The 19713-nt window shown below is 60.2% G+C and carries 20 protein-coding genes and 2 riboswitches; of the genes, 7 read left to right on the forward strand and 13 right to left on the reverse strand.

The features are described 5' to 3' along the window. Window positions 1–29: 29 nt before the first annotated feature. From IB244_RS24190 to IB244_RS24210, 5 genes are all read right to left on the reverse strand, one after another. Complete coding sequence (locus IB244_RS24190; protein ID WP_018854917.1) at window positions 30–302, reverse strand: DUF982 domain-containing protein; 273 nt, start codon at window positions 300–302, stop codon at window positions 30–32. Window positions 303–372: 70 nt separating this feature from the next. Next, window positions 373–3237 (reverse strand): aminomethyl-transferring glycine dehydrogenase, encoded by a 2865-nt coding sequence (gcvP, locus tag IB244_RS24195; RefSeq protein ID WP_018854918.1) that lies wholly within the window; start codon window positions 3235–3237, stop codon window positions 373–375. Next, the gene (gene gcvH, locus IB244_RS24200) at window positions 3237–3599 is read right to left on the reverse strand and encodes a glycine cleavage system protein GcvH (protein ID WP_018854919.1); all 363 of its coding nucleotides are present in this window, start codon (window positions 3597–3599) and stop codon (window positions 3237–3239) included. The genes gcvP and gcvH overlap by 1 nt, the downstream gene beginning before the upstream one ends. A gap of 23 nt (window positions 3600–3622) precedes the next feature. Further along, window positions 3623–4759 carry a glycine cleavage system aminomethyltransferase GcvT gene (gcvT, locus tag IB244_RS24205; RefSeq protein WP_192305944.1) on the reverse strand — a complete coding sequence of 379 codons (1137 nt, stop codon included), beginning with the start codon at window positions 4757–4759 and terminating at the stop codon, window positions 3623–3625. Window positions 4760–4833: 74 nt separating this feature from the next. Further along, a riboswitch (glycine riboswitch) is annotated at window positions 4834–4914 on the reverse strand. A gap of 3 nt (window positions 4915–4917) precedes the next feature. Then, a riboswitch (glycine riboswitch) is annotated at window positions 4918–5005 on the reverse strand. A gap of 113 nt (window positions 5006–5118) precedes the next feature. Beyond that, entirely contained in the window at window positions 5119–5388 is a 270-nt protein-coding gene (locus IB244_RS24210; protein ID WP_018854921.1) for a hypothetical protein, read from the reverse strand. A 118-nt stretch (window positions 5389–5506) separates the two neighbouring features. Between IB244_RS24210 and crcB the strand changes: the two genes are divergently transcribed. The 7 genes from crcB to IB244_RS24245 all read left to right on the forward strand — a co-directional run bounded on the left by crcB (window position 5507) and on the right by IB244_RS24245 (window position 11017). Beyond that, window positions 5507–5884, forward strand: a complete 378-nt coding sequence (gene crcB / locus IB244_RS24215; protein WP_018854922.1) for a fluoride efflux transporter CrcB — start codon at window positions 5507–5509, stop codon at window positions 5882–5884. Window positions 5885–5973: 89 nt separating this feature from the next. Further along, window positions 5974–6969, forward strand: a complete 996-nt coding sequence (locus IB244_RS24220; protein ID WP_018854923.1) for an RluA family pseudouridine synthase — start codon at window positions 5974–5976, stop codon at window positions 6967–6969. Continuing rightward, complete coding sequence (locus IB244_RS24225; RefSeq protein ID WP_018854924.1) at window positions 6966–7619, forward strand: HAD-IA family hydrolase; 654 nt, start codon at window positions 6966–6968, stop codon at window positions 7617–7619. Before IB244_RS24220 ends, IB244_RS24225 begins: the two co-directional genes overlap by 4 nt. A gap of 8 nt (window positions 7620–7627) precedes the next feature. Next, window positions 7628–8413: an ATP12 family chaperone protein gene (locus tag IB244_RS24230; RefSeq protein ID WP_192305946.1), complete on the forward strand. Its 786-nt coding sequence runs from the start codon at window positions 7628–7630 to the stop codon at window positions 8411–8413. 70 nt (window positions 8414–8483) lie between these two features. After that, window positions 8484–8939, forward strand: coding sequence for a hypothetical protein (locus IB244_RS24235; RefSeq protein WP_025661161.1), 456 nt, complete (start codon window positions 8484–8486; stop codon window positions 8937–8939). Between the two features lie 32 nt (window positions 8940–8971). After that, window positions 8972–10504 (forward strand): acyl-CoA carboxylase subunit beta, encoded by a 1533-nt coding sequence (locus IB244_RS24240; RefSeq protein ID WP_018854927.1) that lies wholly within the window; start codon window positions 8972–8974, stop codon window positions 10502–10504. 126 nt (window positions 10505–10630) lie between these two features. Then, window positions 10631–11017 (forward strand): DoxX family protein, encoded by a 387-nt coding sequence (locus IB244_RS24245; RefSeq protein WP_018854928.1) that lies wholly within the window; start codon window positions 10631–10633, stop codon window positions 11015–11017. A gap of 66 nt (window positions 11018–11083) precedes the next feature. Here IB244_RS24245 and fghA read toward each other — a convergent pair whose 3' ends face one another. From fghA to IB244_RS24285, 8 genes are all read right to left on the reverse strand, one after another. Then, window positions 11084–11917 carry an S-formylglutathione hydrolase gene (fghA, locus tag IB244_RS24250; protein ID WP_018854929.1) on the reverse strand — a complete coding sequence of 278 codons (834 nt, stop codon included), beginning with the start codon at window positions 11915–11917 and terminating at the stop codon, window positions 11084–11086. After that, entirely contained in the window at window positions 11914–12381 is a 468-nt protein-coding gene (locus IB244_RS24255) for a YaiI/YqxD family protein (RefSeq protein WP_029792328.1), read from the reverse strand. Before IB244_RS24255 ends, fghA begins: the two co-directional genes overlap by 4 nt. Before the next feature lie 104 nt (window positions 12382–12485). After that, window positions 12486–13064, reverse strand: a complete 579-nt coding sequence (gfa, locus tag IB244_RS24260; RefSeq protein WP_029792327.1) for an S-(hydroxymethyl)glutathione synthase — start codon at window positions 13062–13064, stop codon at window positions 12486–12488. A 104-nt stretch (window positions 13065–13168) separates the two neighbouring features. Beyond that, a complete protein-coding gene (locus tag IB244_RS24265; protein ID WP_018854932.1) occupies window positions 13169–14296 on the reverse strand; it encodes an S-(hydroxymethyl)glutathione dehydrogenase/class III alcohol dehydrogenase in 1128 nt (375 codons plus the stop codon). Between the two features lie 132 nt (window positions 14297–14428). Beyond that, a complete protein-coding gene (locus tag IB244_RS24270) occupies window positions 14429–15697 on the reverse strand; it encodes a hypothetical protein (RefSeq protein WP_029792325.1) in 1269 nt (422 codons plus the stop codon). Between the two features lie 98 nt (window positions 15698–15795). Beyond that, window positions 15796–17805 carry an acetyl/propionyl/methylcrotonyl-CoA carboxylase subunit alpha gene (locus tag IB244_RS24275; protein ID WP_018854934.1) on the reverse strand — a complete coding sequence of 670 codons (2010 nt, stop codon included), beginning with the start codon at window positions 17803–17805 and terminating at the stop codon, window positions 15796–15798. An 85-nt stretch (window positions 17806–17890) separates the two neighbouring features. Continuing rightward, the gene (locus tag IB244_RS24280) at window positions 17891–18598 is read right to left on the reverse strand and encodes a hypothetical protein (RefSeq protein ID WP_018854935.1); all 708 of its coding nucleotides are present in this window, start codon (window positions 18596–18598) and stop codon (window positions 17891–17893) included. A gap of 99 nt (window positions 18599–18697) precedes the next feature. Then, window positions 18698–19576, reverse strand: coding sequence for a DMT family transporter (locus tag IB244_RS24285; RefSeq protein ID WP_049809231.1), 879 nt, complete (start codon window positions 19574–19576; stop codon window positions 18698–18700). Window positions 19577–19713 lie beyond the last annotated feature (137 nt).

Here is a 19713-nt window from a genome sequence, read left to right on the forward strand (position 1 = left end):
GCTTGGTCCAAGGGAGGTTGGACCGGTTGTCAGCTCTTGATGTCGATGCCCGCTTCGATGGCAGCTTCTATGAAGGCACGTCGTGCATCCTCGTTCGTGCGCTTGCCCTTGACGACGTCGGCGCAGATCAACAAGGCGCGGTCGAGCGCCGGACCGTCTTCGGTCGGCCAATCCTCGATCATCGTCCAGGAGGCCGCCTGCGTCGTTGCGATCGTCACGTAGTTGCCCGGCTCTTCAAGGGCAAGCAGGACCGGCTTTGGCCAGGGAGCCTGCGTCAGAGAATCGCTGTCGTCTTTTGGCATTCCGCGCGGACCTTCATTTCCAGTGTAAGTGCGGAACGGCCCTCCCTGAAAAGGGAAGGCCGTTCGGATGTTACTCAGCAGCTTCCGCGTAGCTCTCAACCGGCGGGCAGGTACAAATCAGGTTGCGGTCGCCGAAGACGTTGTCGACGCGGTTGACCGGTGACCAGTACTTGTCGACGCGGAAGGCGCCGGGTGGGAAGCAGGCCTGTTCGCGCGAATAAGGACGATCCCATTCGCCGACGAGATCCTCGACTGTGTGCGGGGCGTTCTTCAGCGGGTTATTGACCTTGTCCGAGCGACCTTCCTCGATGTCGCGGGCCTCCTGGCGGATCGCCAGCATCGCCTCGCAAAAGCGGTCGAGTTCGGCTTTGGTTTCCGACTCCGTCGGCTCGATCATGAGCGTGCCGGCGACCGGCCAGCTCATGGTCGGGGCGTGGAAGCCGCAGTCGATCAGGCGCTTTGCGACGTCGTCGACCGTCACGCCGGCGCTATCGACCAGCGGGCGCGTGTCAATGATGCACTCATGCGCCACGCGCCCGGCCTCGGACTTGTAGAGCACGTCGTAGGCGCCCTTCAGCCGTGCGGCGATGTAGTTGGCGTTGAGGATCGCCACCTTCGTCGCCTGCGTCAGGCCTTCGCCGCCCATCATCAGGCAGTAGCTCCAGGAGATCGGCAGGATCGATGCCGAGCCGAAAGCCGCAGCCGATACCGCGCCCTTACGACCGTCGGTTTCCGGATGACCCGGAAGGTAGGGTGCCAGATGCGCCTTGACGCCGATCGGACCCATGCCCGGGCCGCCGCCGCCATGCGGGATACAGAACGTCTTGTGCAAGTTGAGGTGGCTGACGTCGGAACCGATGTCACCAGGACGGGACAAACCGACCATGGCGTTCATGTTGGCACCGTCGAGATAAACCTGGCCACCATGCTTGTGCACGAGGTCGCAGATTTCCTTGACGGTTTCTTCGAAGACGCCGTGTGTCGACGGGTAGGTGATCATGCAGCAGGAGAGGTTCACCGAATACTGCTCCGCCTTGGCGCGGAAATCATCCATGTCGATGTCGCCGTTCTCACGAACCTTGACGACCACGACCTTCATGCCGACCATCTGTGCCGAGGCAGGATTGGTTCCGTGCGCCGACGTCGGGATGAGGCAAACGTCGCGATGGCCGTTGCCGTTGGCGATATGGTAGTTGCGGATCGTCAGCAGGCCAGCATATTCGCCCTGCGCGCCGGAGTTCGGCTGCATGGAGAAGGCATCATAGCCGGTTACGGCGCAGAGCTTTTCCGTCAGATCGTCGATCATCTCGCGATAACCGAGCGCCTGATCGGCTGGAACATACGGATGAATATCCGAGAACTCAGGCCAGGTGATCGGCAGCATTTCCGCTGTAGCGTTCAGCTTCATCGTGCAGGAGCCGAGCGGGATCATCGCGCGATCGAGCGCCAGATCGCGGTCCGACAGCCGGCGGATGTAACGGGTCATCTCGCTTTCGGCGCGGTTCATGTGGAAGATCGGATGCGTCAGGTACTCGCTGGTGCGGGCGAGGCCCTTCGGCAGGCGATAGCTCGGCTCGAAGTCGCCGACAGCAAAATTGCCGCCGAAGGCGCGCCAGACGGCTTCCAGCGTTGCCGGGCGCGTACGCTCGTCAAGGCTCATGCCGATCTTCGTCGCGCCGACCTTGCGCAGGTTCACACCTTCGGCGACGGCTGCCCGCATGATGAGGCCCTGCATATGGCCGACATCGACAGTAATGGTGTCGAAGAAAGTTTCGGGCTCGATGGTGTAGCCGAGCTTTTCCAGGCCCTTGGCCATCAGCACGGCCTTCTGATGAACCTGCTGTGCGATCGCCTTGATGCCCTTCGGGCCATGGAAGACGGCGTACATCGAGGCCATGACGGCAAGCAGCACCTGCGCTGTGCAGATGTTCGACGTCGCCTTTTCGCGACGAATATGCTGTTCGCGGGTCTGCAGCGACAGGCGATAGGCGCGGTTACCGCGAGCATCGACGGAAACACCGACGAGACGGCCGGGCATGGAGCGCTTGTGTGCGTCCTTGACCGACATGTAGGCCGCATGCGGGCCGCCATATCCAACAGGAACGCCGAAGCGCTGAGAATTGCCGATGGCGATGTCGGCGCCCATTTCCCCGGGCGACTTCAGAAGCGTCAGAGCGAGGATGTCGGCTGCGACGATCGCGATGGCACCGGTCTGATGCAGGCGCGAAATCAGGCCGGTGAAATCATGAACATGGCCATGCGTGCTCGGATACTGAAAGATGGCGCCGAAGACGTCGACCGGGTCCAGATCGGTGAACGGATTGCCGACGATGACGCTCCAGCCGAGCGGTTCGGCGCGGGTCTTGATCAGCTCGATCGTCTGCGGATGGCAGGCGGCATCGACGAAGAAGGCCTTCACCTTCGACTTGGAGACGCGCTCCGCCATTGCCATGCCCTCGGCAGCAGCAGTCGCTTCATCGAGCAGCGAGGCGTTGGCGACATCGAGACCGGTGAGGTCGCAGATCATGGTCTGGTAATTGAGCAGCGCCTCGAGGCGGCCCTGACTGATTTCCGGCTGGTAGGGCGTATAGGCCGTGTACCAGGCGGGGTTTTCCAGGATGGTGCGCTGGATAACCGGCGGCGTGATCGTGCCGTAATAGCCTTGGCCAATCAGCGAGACGAGCACCTTGTTCTTGTTGGCCGTCTCGCGCAGCTTGTCGAGCGCCTCGCGTTCCGTCATCGGCGCGCCCCAGACAAGCGGCGCCTTCTGACGGATGGAGGGCGGCACGGTGGCGTCGATCAGCCCGTCGAGGCTGCTGTAGCCGATGACACCAAGCATGTCAGCCATTTCAGCCGGCGAGGGGCCAATATGGCGACGGTTGGCGAAGTCATACGGCTGGTAGTCTGTAAACTGGAATTCGGTCGGCGTCGTCATTACGCGGTGAGCTCCTTGTAGGCCGCTTCATCGAGCAGGCCATCGGCATCGGTGGCGTTTGCCAGCTTCAGCTTGAAGAACCAGCCGGCGCCCTGGGGATCGGAATTGACCAGCGACGGATCGGCGACGATCGCAGGATTGACTTCGGTGATCTCACCATCGAGCGGACAATAGACGTCGGAAGCAGCCTTGACGGACTCGACGGTGGCCGCGTTGTCGTTCTTGGAGAAGGTGGCGCCAACTTCAGGCAGTTCGACGAAAACGAGGTCGCCAAGCTGATCGACGGCATAATTGGTAATACCGACCGTTGCGACAGCGCCTTCGATTTTCAGCCACTCGTGTTCTTCGGTAAATTTCAGCATGATTGTAATCTCCGGAAAATGTTTCAGCGTTTGTAGGTCGGTGTGATGAAGGGAAGGGCGCTGACCGTGACAGGCAGGTATTTGCCGCGCACTTCGGCGTAAACTTGCGTTCCAACGGCTGCGTGGGGAAGCTGCACATAACCCATCGCAACGGGACCCTCGACCGAGGGGCCGAAGCCACCCGAGGTCACTTCGCCGATTTCCGTCTTGCCTTCGGAATCCGCAAAGAGCTTGGCGTGGCCGCGAACCGGGGCCTTGCCCTCGGGCTTCAGGCCGACACGCCGGCGGGTCGCGCCGCTTTCCAACTCGCGCAGAATGCGATCAGCGCCGGGGAAACCGCCGGCGCGAGTGCCGCCGGACTTGCGGGCCTTCTGCATTCCCCATTCAAGCGCGGCTTCCACGGGCGTGGTGGTCGTGTCGATGTCGTTGCCATACAGGCAGAGGCCGGCCTCAAGGCGCAGGCTGTCACGAGCGCCAAGCCCGATCGGCGCGACGTCCGGATGTTCAAGCAACCGCTTGGCGACATCCTCCGCCTTGTCTTTGGGAATGGAGATTTCGAAGCCGTCCTCGCCGCTGTAGCCGGAGCGGGAGACCAGACAGGAAACGTCGTGCAGCCGGCAGTGGCGCACGTCCATGAATTTCATCGCGGCGACATCTGCCCACAGTTCCGCGAGCACCTCGACGGAGCGCGGTCCCTGGAGGGCGATGAGCGCGCGATCAAGGAGCGTGATGTCGCAGCTATCGCCGATATGCTTCTGGAGATGGGCAAGGTCGTCATCCTTGCAGGCCGCATTGACGACGACGAACAAGTGATCGTCGAGATGGGTGATCATAAGGTCGTCGAGAATTCCGCCGTTCTCATCGGTGAAGAAACCGTAGCGTTGGCGACCTTCCGCGAGGCCGAGGATATCGACCGGAACGAGGCGTTCCAGCGCCAGCGCGGCGTCCTCATACTTTCCGGACTTTGCCTTGATGACGACCTGGCCCATATGGGACACGTCGAAAACACCGGCGGACGTGCGGGTCTGGATGTGCTCCTTCATCACACCGGCCGGATATTGCACCGGCATGTCATAGCCTGCAAACGGCACCATACGGGCGCCAAGTGACAGATGCAGCTGATGCAGCGGGGTTTTCTTGAGGGCAGCAGTATCGTCCAACGACGCCTCCGGGGTTTGCGCCTGGAATTCCATGCGCGGGCTCAAATCTTCAGACGCAGTTGCGCCTTGTACTTCGAGCCCCCTCTGTCCCTGTGCCTGAGATTGTTATCCCTTCGGCGAGCGTTTCGAGAACGCTTCTCTCCAGAGTTCCGTCTGCCCCTTGCTGGTCCTTTGGCCTGAGAGTTTCCGGGGCGGTTGCTCCTTCGGCACCGGTCGTAGACGACCAGCTTCTCCCAACAAGGTCGAGGGCAATTATCTGGCCAGGGCTGTAGTTGGCAAGGGGGAATGTCGCCGCCGAACAAATTTTTGTCGCGCGCTTCTAATGATAGGTCGCTGCGGGTGAGAAAATCCGGCAACGCTCAGCTCTCGCTGTAGAATTCCAGGGCCTGTTTCAACCCGGCCTGCGGCTGCCTTTGCCCCATCGTCATGAGATCTAGCGCGACTTCCGTCGATTGAATGATATTGGCGGGCTCTTCGACGTCCTGGCCGCTGGCTGCCTTGGTTTGACGATCGGCGGCGCGGCGAGACTCTTTGGCAGAGGTACTTGCGGACACACGCTGTGGAATCCGAAGCGTTTCAAACGCTGCGGCGGCGGTGCTTGCGGATATGCTGCCAACCAAGACTGTCATGGTGACACGATAAGGCGCGGGGGTTCTTAACTGGCTAAATCAACCGCTAGCATTTTATGCATCTTGATCTTCCCCGCAGATGATTGGAATGTCCCGCGCGTCAAAACAGAGTAGATCCATGATTCAGGCCTTCCTTGTCGCCGTCGGCGGTGCGATCGGTTCCGTGCTTAGATACTATGTCGGCCAGTTGGCACTCAGGATTGCAGGGCCGGCATTTCCGTGGGGGACACTGACCGTCAACGTTGTTGGCTGCTTCATCATCGGCGTATTCGCGGAGATGATCGTCCGGCGCTTCGATGCCTCGCCGGAATTGCGCCTGCTACTGATCACCGGCTTCCTCGGCGGTCTTACAACCTTCTCCTCGTTCTCGCTCGATGCAATTTCGCTCTGCGAGCGTGGCGCAACTGTCGCCAGCGCGGTCTATATCGCTGCCAGCGTCGGCCTCTCCTTGGCCGCGGTGATCGGCGGACTGGCACTCATGCGCGCGATCTTGTGAGATTACGGTTTCCGTTTTCGGCAAAAATGCTCTAAAGCCAGCCGCAAAGGCCGCGCCGTGCGCGGAAACCATTTTCCGAAAGATGACGTATGGCGGGTATTGAACACAAAAAGGTGGAGCCGGATGAGGCGGGCATGCGGCTCGACCGCTGGTTCAAGGTGCACTTCCCGGGCCTCGGTTTCGGCCCGCTCCAGAAGCTGCTTCGCTCCGGACAGGTTCGCGTCGACGGTGGGCGGGTGAAAAGCGACACGCGTGTGCAGCCCGGACAGATGGTGCGCGTGCCACCGCTTGATGTCGATGCCAAGGCGAAAACCGGACCGATCGCTGGCCGCGATCTCAAGCACTCCGGCGATTTCGAACTGTTGTCGCGGATGGTGCTGCACGAAGACGACAAGGTCATCGTCCTTAACAAGCCCGCGGGCCTTGCGGTGCAGGGCGGCTCAGGCGTGACACGCCATATCGACAAGATGCTCGAAGCCTGGACCAGTCCGAAAGGCGAGAAGCCGCGCCTGGTGCATCGCTTGGACAGGGACACATCGGGTGTCCTGGTCATCGCACGCACCCGCGGCGCCGCCCAAAAGCTGACAGCCGCCTTTCGGGAACGCGACACGAAGAAGACCTACTGGTCGCTCGTGAAGGGGGTACCGCGCAAGCGCGAGGACAAGATCTCGACTTGGCTTGTGAAGGAAGCAACGCCGGATGGCGACCGCATGCGGATTGCCAAGCATGGTGAGGAGGGCGCCGACCACGCCGTTTCCTACTACCGCGTGGTCGAGACGGCGGCGCAGAGGCTCGCCTGGCTTGAAATGGAGCCCTATACCGGCCGTACGCATCAGCTTCGCGTCCATGCGCTCCATATCGGTCACCCGATCATTGGGGATCCCAAATATTTCGACGATGATCCGAACTGGGATTTTCCCGGCGGCGTTCAAAAGCGACTGCACCTGCACGCACGCCACATCGACATCCCGCATCCGTCCGGAGGGCGCCTTCGCATCACCGCGCCGCTGCCTCCGCATATGGTCCAGACCTGGAACCTGCTGGGATTTGATGAGAACTCTGCCGACGGAGCCGATGACGAATGAGACTGGCGCTCTTCGATTGTGACGGCACGCTGGTCGACAGCGCAGCACTGATCCATGAGGTGATGGCGCGGACCTTCGTGCACTTCGGATACGATAGGCCGGATGTCTCGTTGACGAAGTCGATCATCGGACTGACGCTGGATATCGCCATTGCGCGGATGCAGGGAAAGCCGCACGTGGACGACGAAGCGATCGCGATGACGGCACACTACAAGACGATCTATGCCGGTGTTCGTGACGAACCTGGAATGGACGTGCCACTGTTCAATGGCATCAGGCCGTTGATCGATGAATTGGCGCAGAACGATGACATCCTGATCGGAGCGGTAACGGGCAAGTCGCGTCGCGGTCTTGTCCACATTCTCGAAACACACGGTTTCGCACCCCATTTTATCGTTTCGCGCACGGCTGACGACTGCCCATCGAAGCCCCATCCAGCTATGGTAATGGAGTGCTGCAGCGAGATCGGCATGAATCCCGCCGATGCGATTGTTATCGGCGATGCCATCTACGATATGCAGATGGCGAAGGCCGCGGGCGCGAAAGCGGTTGGCGTGTCGTGGGGCTATGCGAGCGTGGACGATCTGGTGTCTGCAGGGGCCGACGGCATTGTTCGTCACCCGAGTGACGTTTTGAAGCATTTTTCCTGAGGTGAAGCATGCGTGATCTGTTGAACGACCTGGCGGAAGGATTGAGCCATCCGGACCCTATTCGCCGTGCCCAGATCCAGATGAAGAAGCCGTTGCCGAAGCGCTTCTACAAGGCTGTCACGATCGCGGAAGTCGACGAAGGCCATTCCATCGAGCTGGACGGCAAGGCCATTCGTACGCCAGCGCGCAAACTGCTTGTTGTCGCGACGAAGCCACTTGCGGAGCTTTTGGTACACGAATGGGAGGCGCAGGTTGAGGTGATCGACCCCTCGACCATGCCTGTGACTCGGCTCGTCAACACCGCCATCGACGGAGTTGCAGCCGACACGCAAGCCGTCTTCGACGATATCGTGCGCTTCTCCTCGAGCGATCTGCTTTGCTATCGTGCCGAAGCGCCGCAAGCCCTCGTCGAGCGCCAGAGAGATCTTTGGGACCCGGTGCTCGATTGGGCCGGCAACTCGCTCGGTGCGCGCTTCATCCTGATCGAAGGCGTCATGCACCATGACCAGCCGCCGGAAGCAATTTCTGCGTATTCCGCAGCATTGAGGCGGCACGACGATGCGACGACCCTGGCGGCCTTGCACACCATCACGACACTGACCGGCTCCGCGCTGCTGGCGCTTGCCTTCGCCGAAGGCACTCTGCCGGCGGACAAGGTTTGGTCGCTCGCGCATCTCGATGAGGATTGGACGATCGAGCATTGGGGCAGTGACGAAGAAGCCGAAGAGCGGCGCGCGAAGCGCTTTGAGGACTTCAATGCCGCTGCGGACGTTTTTTTGGCCTTGAAGGGCTGAAACATATTGCGTTGAGCCGGGTTATCGCGAAAATCTGCGAGTCTATTGGGGGCGGATGCGGATTTTCTTAATGAGCTGGGTCAAGTCGTGCTTTTTACCGGTGGCGCTGGTTTGCATCGCGCTTGCCTCGTGCTCGATTTTCGCAAAGGAGCAACCCGCCCCGGTCTATGACGTGCGAAGCGCTGTCGTTGTCAGCGCGCAGAAGATCCCGCCAGCAATCCTTGCCGGTGTCGGCGATCGGGTAAATGCCGCGATAAACGCTACGGTGCGAACAGACGTCTATCCGCGCGTTGTGCTGACAATCCGGATCCTTTTTGTCGAAAAGGGCCAGGGCTTCGACAAAAGCCGGAATGTCGCAAAGGTCAGCGTCGATGCCGCCTCCGTCGACGATGGTTCGGTCATCGCCGTCAGTGCGTTTGAAGTGACAAGCTTCTCCAGTAGTCCAACGGCAGCCGACGAGATCCTCGCCGAGGATATCGCCGCTCGCATTCGTTCCGCTTTCTCACTGAGCGCCGGACGCGCTTGAACCAGCCGCGTGATCCGCGGCGAGGAGTATCCATGAAGGAAATTCTTGAGGAACTCGAACGCCGGCGCGGCATTGCACGGCTCGGTGGAGGCAAGGGGCGTATCGACGCGCAGCATCAGCGCGGCAAGCTGACGGCACGTGAGCGGATCGATCTTTTCCTGGACGAAGACTCCTTTGAGGAGTTCGACATGTTTGTCGAGCATCGATCCAACGATTTTGGCATGGACAAGACGCGGATCGCCGGTGACGGCGTGGTCACCGGTTGGGGAACGGTGAACGGGCGAACGGTATTCGTCTTCGCGAAGGACTTCACGGTGTTCGGCGGTTCGCTCTCGGAAGCGCATGCCGAGAAGATCATGAAGGTTCAGGATATGGCGCTCAAGAACAGAGCGCCGATCATCGGCATCTATGATGCCGGCGGCGCGCGTATCCAGGAAGGCGTGGCGGCGCTGGGCGGGTATGCGGAGGTCTTTCAGCGCAATGTGCTCGCCTCCGGCGTCATTCCGCAAATCTCGGTCATCATGGGTCCATGTGCCGGCGGTGACGTCTACTCGCCCGCCATGACCGATTTCATCTTCATGGTCCGTGATACCTCCTACATGTTCGTGACCGGCCCCGACGTGGTGAAGACGGTGACGAATGAGACCGTCACCGCGGAAGAGCTCGGTGGCGCCTCGGTGCATACGACCAAATCCTCGATTGCCGACGGCGCCTACGACAATGACGTCGAGGCGTTGCTGCAGGTTCGGCGACTCATCGACCTGCTACCGCAGTCGAACACATCACCGGTGCCCGAAATCGAATGTTACCAGTCGGTGACAGATGCCGATGCATCGCTCGACACACTGGTGCCAGCGAACGCGAACAAGCCCTACGACATCAAGGAATTGATCCTAAAGACGGTGGATGAGGGTGATTTCTTCGAGATCCAGGCGAGCTTCGCCAAAAATATCGTCTGCGGCTTCGGTCGGATCGAAGGCTCGACCGTCGGTTTCGTGGCAAACCAGCCGATGGTGCTCGCCGGCGTGCTCGACAGCGATGCGTCGCGAAAGGCAGCGCGGTTCGTCCGCTTCTGCGACTGCTTCAACATTCCGATCGTAACCTTTGTGGACGTGCCCGGCTTCCTGCCTGGAACCGCCCAGGAATATGGCGGGCTGATCAAGCATGGTGCGAAACTGCTGTTCGCCTATGCGGAGGCGACGGTGCCGAAGCTCACCGTCATCACGCGCAAGGCGTTCGGCGGGGCCTATGACGTCATGGCATCGAAGCATTTGAGGGGGGACTTGAACTATGCTTGGCCGACGGCTCAGATCGCCGTGATGGGCGCGAAGGGGGCCGTCGAAATCATCTTCCGCAAGGATATCGCCGATCCCGAAAAGATCAGCGCGCATACGAAGATGTACGAAGATCGGTTCCTTTCTCCGTTCGTCGCTGCCGAGCGCGGTTACGTGGACGAGGTCATCATGCCGCATTCCACACGCCGACGGCTGGCGCGGGGCCTAAAGATGCTTCGCAATAAAGACCTGAGCAATCCTTGGAAGAAGCACGACAATATTCCGCTTTAAGGAGAATAAAGTGGGGAAAGCCAAGGAAAATCAACAGGAAGTGATCGCCCGTCAACGATCCGTGTCTTCTTTCCTCCTGGCGAAGCAGCTAACCCTCCGCTGTCTTTATTCAAAAGGAGAGTCTACATGGAACGACTGAGCGCCTACCAGTCCTACGCGCTTGCCGCTCTGCGCATCATCACTGCGCTGCTGTTTATCGAGCATGGAACGATGAAGCTTTTCGCGTTCCCGGCCGCGCAGATGGACGGCCCGCTGCCGCCCTTGCTGCTGGTCGCCGCTCTGCTCGAAGTGGTCGGTGGCCTGCTGGTGCTGATCGGGCTGTTTACGCGGCCGGTCGCCTTCATCCTTTCGGGCCAGATGGCTGTTGCCTACTTCATGGCGCACGGATCGAAAGCGTTCTGGCCGGCTCTGAACGGTGGCGAGGCGGCAATTCTGTTCAGCTTCATCTTCCTGTTCATCTTCTTCGCTGGCCCCGGTGCTCTGTCGGTCGAGGGGCGCAAGGCCTCCGCCTGATGCAATAAAATGCCGTGGCCGGCTTTACCGGCCGCGGCTGCGGCTCGCTACCCGTTTTTTGCCGCCTCAGGCAAGACGCTCCGCGTGCCACTTCAGATGATCGTCCATGAAGGTCGAAATGAAGTAGTAGGAGTGATCGTAGCGCTCGTGCAGGCGCAGCGTAAGCTTGATGTCAGTATCCTTCACAGCCTCTTCGAACAGCCATGGACGCAGCCCGCTCTCCAGGAAGCCATCGGCCTTGCCTTGGTCAATCAGGAACTCGGGAAAACGTGCGCCGTCGCTTACCAAGGCGCAGGCATCATATTTCCGCCAGGTGGCACGGTCGGAGCCCAGATATTTCTCAAACGCTGGGGCCGACCAATCCGCGGTCGAAGGCTCCACGATGGGCGCAAAAGCCGAGCAGCTCTTGAACCGATCTGGGTTCCGGAGCGCGATGGTCATGGCACCGTGACCGCCCATCGAGTGACCGAAGATGCCCTGGCGGCTCATGTCCATGCGGAAGTGTTGGCTAACATAGGCCGGAAGTTCTTCGGTGATGTAGGTGTACGTCTGATAGTTTTCCGACCAAGGCCTTTCCGTCGCATCGAGATAGAAACCGGCGCCTTGGCCCATCTGCCAATTGGTAAGCTCATCCGGGACGTCATTGCCGCGCGGGCTCGTGTCCGGGCAGACGACGATCAGGCCGAGCTCTGCAGCCATGCGCCGATATTCGCCCTTTTCCATAACGTTTGCATGCGTGCAGGTTAGGCCTGAGAGATACCAGACAACCGGGCAGGGCTCCTTGATGGCCTTTGGTGGGACGAAAACTGCAAAAGTCATGTCGCACTTGCAGGCGTCGGATTCGTGCGTGAAAACACCCTGCATGCCGCCAAAGGCAGTCGTCTGTGAAATTATGTTCATTCTTTATCGTCCGTTTTTGGGGTAAGAGCCTTGGCCCGGCGGCACAGGCGATCGAAAGTTTCGAGGAAGCGGGAGCGATCCTTCGGGCCGAAGGCCGCATTGTAACCCTTGCTTTCGCCGGTCTCTCTCAGGTGAGCGCCGAGATCGCGCATAGCGCTCGCCATGCCGATATTGGTATCGTCGAAGACCCGACCCGTCGGACCGCTGACGAGCGCGCCAGTTGCCACGCAACGGACCGCGAGCGGGACATCGGCAGTGACGACCACGTCACCGACACTGGCATGCTCGGCAATCCAGTTGTCGGCGGCATCGAACGAGGCCGAGACGATGACATTGTGCACCATCGGATCGCGGGAAGGACGCAGACCGGAGTTCGCCACGAAGGTCACTTCCATGCCGTGGCGCTCGGCGACCTTGAGGATTTCCGGCTTCACCGGGCAGGCGTCTGCATCGACATAAATCATGAATTTCAATCTGCTTTGATGGAAACGCTAGGAGGCCCCGACGGGCGCGTAGCGGCGGTTCGTTCGGGGTCTCATAATCCGACGGCTGCCATTCGTTCAAGACGTCAGGCTTCCTTCAGTGTGCCTGCCTTTTTCGCCAACCAGGTTGCGATGACATCCATCAGCGTTGGGTTCAGGCAATCATAGGGCGTGAGGCCTAGCTCGTTCAGGCGACCGCGGACACCTGCCATCGCCGAAGGCGGCGTGCCGGATTCGATGATCGACGACACGAAGGCCGCGAATGTCGGCTCCGGCCAGCCACTCTCCTGAAAGCGTTCCGGATGAATGAAATCGAGCCCTTTGAAGGCATGTTCGCGCTCCACCGGTCCGTACATATGAACGCCGCAGGCCTTGCAGGCATGGCGCTGGATCAGCGCATCCGGATCGACGACCTGCAGCTTGTCGCCATTTTCCAGCACCGTGACGTTTTCATGCGGGGTCACGGCGACCACTGAAAAAGCCGCTCCCTTCGGCTTCCAGCATTTCGTGCAGCCGCAGGCGTGATTGTGCGCGATAGTACCCTTGATAGCGACCTTCACAGGACGGTCGACGCAGGCGCAGACCAGCGTGCCGCCGTTGAAATTTGCCTGGCCCTTTTTCACACCGCCGTCGAGGGCGGGGTGCAGCGATACTTGACTTGGCATGTTCAGCTCCTCCTCCTTAGCTGCCCACGGCTCCCAAATCAGGATCAATTTGCGAAAAAGCCGCAGGCCATTTTAAAGTCGCACCGCATTCCGTCGTCCTCGCCTCAATACAGTACCACGCTTCGGATGCTTTCGCCGGAATGCATGAGTTCGAAGCCCTTGTTGATGTCTTCGAGCGGCATGGTGTGGGTGATCATCGGATCGATCTCGATCTTGCCCTGCATGTACCAATCGACGATCTTCGGCACATCGGTGCGGCCACGTGCGCCGCCAAAGGCCGTGCCCATCCAGGAGCGACCGGTAACCAGCTGGAACGGCCGGGTAGAGATCTCCTGGCCGGCACCCGCAACACCGATGACCACGGACTTGCCCCAGCCGCGATGCGAGGATTCCAGCGCCTGACGCATGACCTTGGTGTTGCCGGTGCAGTCGAAGGTATAGTCTGCGCCACCGATCTGGTCGGCGCCGCGCTTCGTCATGTTGACGAGGTAAGGCACGATGTCGTCGCCGACCTCCTTCGGGTTGACGAAATGCGTCATGCCGAAGCGCTCGCCCCAGGCCTTCTTGTCGTTGTTGAGATCAACGCCGATGATCATGTCGGCGCCGGCGAGGCGCAGGCCCTGGATGACGTTAAGGCCGATGCCGCCGAGACCGAAGACGATCGCGGTCGCGCCCATCTCCACCTTGGCGGTGTTGATGACGGCGCCGATGCCCGTGGTTACGCCGCAGCCGATATAGCAGATCTTGTCGAAGGGTGCGTCGGGATTGACTTTGGCGACGGCGATCTCCGGCAGCACCGTGTAGTTGGCGAAGGTTGAGCAGCCCATATAGTGGTGGATCTTGTCCTTGCCGATCGAGAAGCGCGAAGTGCCATCCGGCATCAGCCCCTGGCCCTGTGTCGAGCGGATGGCGGTGCACAGATTGGTCTTGCGCGACAGGCAGGACGGGCATTCGCGGCATTCCGGCGTGTAGAGCGGAATGACATGGTCACCCTTCTTCACCGAGGTCACACCTGGACCGACATCGACGACGATGCCGGCGCCCTCATGGCCGAGGATCGCCGGAAACAGACCTTCCGGATCGGCGCCCGAGAGGGTGAAATCATCCGTGTGGCAGATGCCGGTCGCTTTCACCTCGACCAGCACTTCGCCGGCTCGCGGTCCCTCCAACTGAACGGTCATCACTTCAAGCGGTTTTCCAGCCTGTACGGCAACGGCGGCGCGAACGTCCATGTCAGATGCTCCTACTGATTTGATTGGGCGGAGCTTTGCACGCACGACGCGGCCCGCTCAAGGGAAAACTGTCCGTGGGCGTGAGTTTCCGCCTCGAATAGGCTGATTGCGCCAATCCCTATACGGCCTGCGTCAAAAGAGCTTTTCAGTTGCGAAAATAATGGCATAGCCATGCACCGCGATGGCCGCGTAGAGGCCGAAGGCAACCAGCATGCGCTCGCCGTCCTTCATCTCTTCGAGCATCTGGCGCGGCTTCACGGAAGCGCCGCTGACGAGGCTAACAAGCGTGAAAACGAGCAGGCCCGCGGTTAGCACGTTCGCCGGCAAACCGATCTCGAATCCGATGCCGAGAATGCACAGGGTGACAACAAAACTGGCCGCAATCTGCGACCTTCGCGTGCGGAAAATTTGCCGGAGCACCTGGCCGCCGTCGAAACGGTGCATCGGCAGCAGGTTCAGCAGGTTGAAAGCGCCGAGGATCAACAGGAAGATGAGCAGAGGTCCACGTGACGCCAAGGGCAGCAGACCGGCATCGGCGAGCTGCGTGGCGACCGCGAGGATCGGGACAAGGAAAGCCGACATTCCTGCACCCATAAGGGCGCAGGTCGCCACCTCGAATAGCGACCGGTAGGGCCTCCCGCCGACCGCGATGCCACCCAGCAATGGCACGAAGATCATCCTGACGGATGCGTGACCGAACATGCGGTAGGCCGCCATATGCCCGAGTTCATGGAAGACAATGACAAGGGTCAGGAATGTCGAGAGCATCAGGCCACCTGCATCGAACCCAAGGAAGGGCCAGAGCAGCAGTGTCGACAACACCGCAAGACCGCCTTGGACCAGAGGTCGCTCAAAGTAGCCCTGTGGCAGCGACTCCCCTGTTTTCAACCATCCATCGAGCGCCTTCATTTCCCGGCGCAGGACGAAATAGCGGAACAAGAGGAACGCCAAGCCACGGTAGCGGTCGGTCTGTTCGATTTCCAGCAGCGCACCATCGGGTGTCGGTCGAATCATACGGCGCTCCCGGTAGTGGTCCCAGAATGTGGGATCCAGCGTGCTGTCATCGATGATGTGAGCCTGGAAGCCGTGGGCATTGCTCGCCATCCATGGCAACGGTTCCAATGCAAGTAGCCGTCGGGACGGCGCGCCGTTCTTGTCGAGATGCCAGTAGGTCTGTTCCACCACGCCGCGCCGATCGGCAAGGGCGTGACTGCTGATGACCGAGTGGTGCCAGGATGCGTCCGGACCGGCGGGGTTCATCGCGTTCCAGAGTCTATCGGGGGAGCATCCGTAGGTCCGGCTGAGGCAAATGGTTCTGCGTCCCAGCGGGATTCGCATCAGAAGCCAGAGAAAACCGAGATTTATGACCAGCAAGAGGGTCGCCGATTGCAGCGCCGTCATTTGCTACCTCCACCGGGCATCCCGCCGGTGGGGCCACGATAGGCGGCCAGCCGTTAACAAAACCTAACCAGCGAGGCAGCAAGAGGCGTTAGCGTCCGTCAGGCAAACTCGAGAATGACGGCATCAACGGCAAGGCTCTCTCCGGGCTTGGCGTTGATCTTGCTGACGACCAAATCGCGCTCGGCGCGCAGCACGTTTTCCATTTTCATGGCTTCGACCACGGCAAGCGTTTCGCCCGCTTTGACTTCCTGGCCCTCGACCACGGCAATCGAAACGACGAGACCAGGCATCGGGCAGAGCAGCAGCTTCGACGTATCCGGCGGAAGCTTCACTGGCATCAGCTTATCGAGTGCGGCATGTCGGGGCGTCAATACCTTGGCTTTCAGCGATATTCCCTGCCAGTCCAGCCGGAGGCCATTGAGAACCGGGCGGATCTGCGCAATCACGCTTTGGCCCGCGACCTTGCCGCGCCAAACGGAATCGCCAGGTCTCCAGTCGGTGACGACATTGGAAATCTTGCCGCCAATCTGGATGTCCATGTCGAACGGGATCGTCACGAGCCCATCGACCAGACGTGCATCGACGTAACTGTCACCCAGCCTGACGGTCCAGTCCTCACGGGTCGCGCCGGAGGGGCCGCGCAAGCGATCGGCGAAGCGCTCCCGACGGTTGGCTTCAACGAGAGACGCAGAAAGAGCGACGGCCGCGAGGGTGGCTTGCTGATGTGCGTCCGGTACCATCGGCGCAAATCCATCAGGGTATTCCTCCGCGATGAAACCGGTCGACAGACGCCCTTCGCGCCAGCGGGGGTGCTTCATCAGCGCGGCCAGGAAGGGGACGTTGTGTTCAATTCCGTCGACGACGAAACCGTCGAGTGCCTCGCCCATCGCCTCGATCGCTTCAAGACGTGTCGGGGCCCAGGTGCAGAGCTTCGCGATCATCGGATCGTAGTACATCGAAATCTCGGCACCTTCGAAAACGCCCGTGTCGTTGCGCACGATGGTGTTACCGGACTTGCCTTCGGCGGGTGGCCGATATCGCGTTAGGCGCCCGATCGATGGAAGAAAGTTTCGGTAGGGATCCTCGGCATATAACCGGCTCTCGATCGCCCAGCCGTTCAGCTTTATGTCGCTCTGTGTAAAGGGGAGCTTTTCACCGGCTGCAACGCGGATCATCTGTTCGACCAGGTCGATACCCGTCACCAGTTCGGTAACCGGATGCTCGACCTGCAGGCGCGTGTTCATTTCCAGAAAATAGAAATTACGGTCACGATCGACGATGAATTCCACCGTGCCGGCGCTTTGGTAGTCCACGGCGCGGGCGAGCGCGACCGACTGCTCGCCCATGGCCGCGCGAGTTTCCGCATCAAGGAAGGGCGAGGGAGCCTCTTCGACGACTTTCTGGTTGCGGCGCTGGATGGAGCATTCGCGTTCGCCGAGATAGACGACGTTGCCGTGCCCGTCCGCGAGCACCTGGATCTCGATGTGGCGGGGCTCGACAACATATTTTTCGATGAATACGCGATCGTCGCCGAAGGAACTCTTCGCCTCGGAACGCGCTCGGTCGAAGCCGTCGCGGACTTCCGCTTCGCTCCAGGCAATGCGCATGCCCTTGCCGCCGCCGCCGGCAGACGCCTTGATCATGACGGGGTAACCGATCTCGGCTGCGATCTTTTCCGCGTGAGACGCATCCTCTATGACGCCGAGATAGCCGGGGACGGTGGAGACCTTGGCGGCGTTGGCGAACTTCTTCGACTCGATCTTGTCGCCCATCGCCATGATGGCTTTCGGCTTCGGACCGATGAAGACAATGCCTTCCTTCTCCAGAGCTTCACAAAACGACGCTCGCTCGGAGAGGAAGCCATAGCCGGGATGAACCGCTTCGGCGCCCGTCTGTTTGCAGGCAGCGATAATCTTGTTCGCCACGAGGTAGCTTTCGGCCGCCGCAGCGGGACCGATATGAACGGCCTCATCAGCCATCTCCACGTGGAGTGCATCCCGATCCGCATCCGAGTAGACGGCCACCGTCGCAATTCCCATGCGGCGCGCAGTCTTGATGACGCGGCAAGCGATCTCGCCGCGGTTCGCGATCAGGATTTTCTTGAACATGGAGACTCCACCCAAAACATGCGTTCCGAAGTTTTACGCATAAAACCCCGGAACGCACAATCAGCCGAAAGAATATCGGCGTGTCTCAGGCCACGGCGGTTTCGTTGCCGAAACTGTCATCGACGATCCTCAGCCATCGGCTGCGGCGTGGGGCTTCGGCATAATCCACGAGTTGGAGCGCCGAGAGAATGTCGGCCCAACGCGGGTGATTTCCCGCCGGCAGCGTTTCCTCCGCGATCCGCATCATAACGCCCCAAGTGAGGGGCGGCGCACTGATAACGCCGGCATCGCTTATGCCGCGGAGAACCCGCATCATGTAATCGATATCCTGTCGCGTGATGCCCTTTCGATCCACTGCGCGCGATAGCCGGTATCCGCCGACGTTTTCCGCCAGCGCAAGACGTAACTGATCGAGTGCAAAGGCGCGCAACTCATCCGGCACGTTTACCGCGATCTCCATCACGTGCAGAACCAGTTCGAGCTCGAGCTCCGAATTGACCACGCCGTCGGTCGCGACCATGCGTATGAGCCAGGCCACATTGATCTCGTCGAGAGACCCCTGAGGGTAGCTATAGTTGACGATGAAGCCAGCGAGTTGCTCCACAAAGAAGGAGTTCCACTCCGGGCATTTTGCGGGGCAGGAATTGTTCAGCGCCAACATGGCGACAACGTTGTCGGCGGTCCGGATGCCTTCCGGGAAGGTATGTTTGCGCAGCAGACCGATGTCTTCGGTGGTCAGCTGATGCTTCCCGGCAATCACACATGCCGGAAAAGCGAGACGGAATTCGCTCATCTTTTGTCTCCAGGACCTCATCATGAGGCCGAAGGGCCCTTCTACTGCGAGCGAATTGATGATCCCTCAAGAAGCAGTGTTAATGGCGCGCTCAAATAGTCACGACGTTTTTAACGATCGCGCCTGCACACGCTCCCGCCAGATGATGAAGAGACCGGACGCGACGATGATCAGGATGCCGATCCACTTCGAAACGTTGGGAAAATCGCCGAATAGCGCGTAGCCGAGTACTGTTGCTGAAATGATCTCGAAATACTGGAATGGTGCGAGCAGCGACAGCGGTGCGAGCCGGAAGGCTCGGACGATGACCATATGGGCATAGCCCGAAATCGTCCCGAGGATCAGCAGCAGAACCAGTCCCAATGCCGAGGAGGGCAGGGAGGGATGGAAATCGCCGACGCCAAGTCCATTGCCCGCGATCAACGCGACAGCCATGAACGCGGTGCCGCCGATACCAGCCATCGTCTGCATGGTCAGCGGGGAGTCAGCAATGCCGATCGCCCGGTTCATGAAGAGATAAAGCGAGTACAGGAAGGCGCAGAAAACGGGTAAGAGCGCCTTCAGGCCGAAGATCTCATAGCTCGGCTGAATGACGATCATTGCGCCACCGAACCCGACGACAATCGCCATCCACCGACGCCAGCCAACCTTGTCTCCGAGGAAGATCGCCGACAGCGCCGTGAGCATGAGGGGCTCGACAAAATAGATCGCGAATACGTCCGCGAGCGGCATATATTTCACGGCAACGAAGAAGAGCAGACTCGCCGCCCCATGGAGGGCACCGCGCAACAGATTCATCCACGGGCGCTTGGCGTGAAGCGCCTTGCGGCCGAATACCGCGAAAAGGAACGGCAGCGTGCACACGAGCTGGAAGAAGAAGCGGTAGAATGTCACCTGGCCGGGCGACATCGCCTCGACGGTCGCCATGTATTTGGCGATCGCATCCATCGTCGGCAGCACGAGCATCGCGCCTGCCATCAGGGCCATTCCCTGGAGGGGATTCTGGTATTCGGGAGGATTGCGCATCAGTGAGATTCTATATTCGGTCCAAGCGGCTATATAGAAAGTCATGGTGCGGGTGAAGGGACGGAAGGCGCTCTGCGACCCAATGAGCA

Source organism: Rhizobium sp. RHZ02, assembly GCF_014851575.1.
Taxonomy (GTDB): Bacteria; Pseudomonadota; Alphaproteobacteria; order Rhizobiales; family Rhizobiaceae; genus Rhizobium; species Rhizobium altiplani.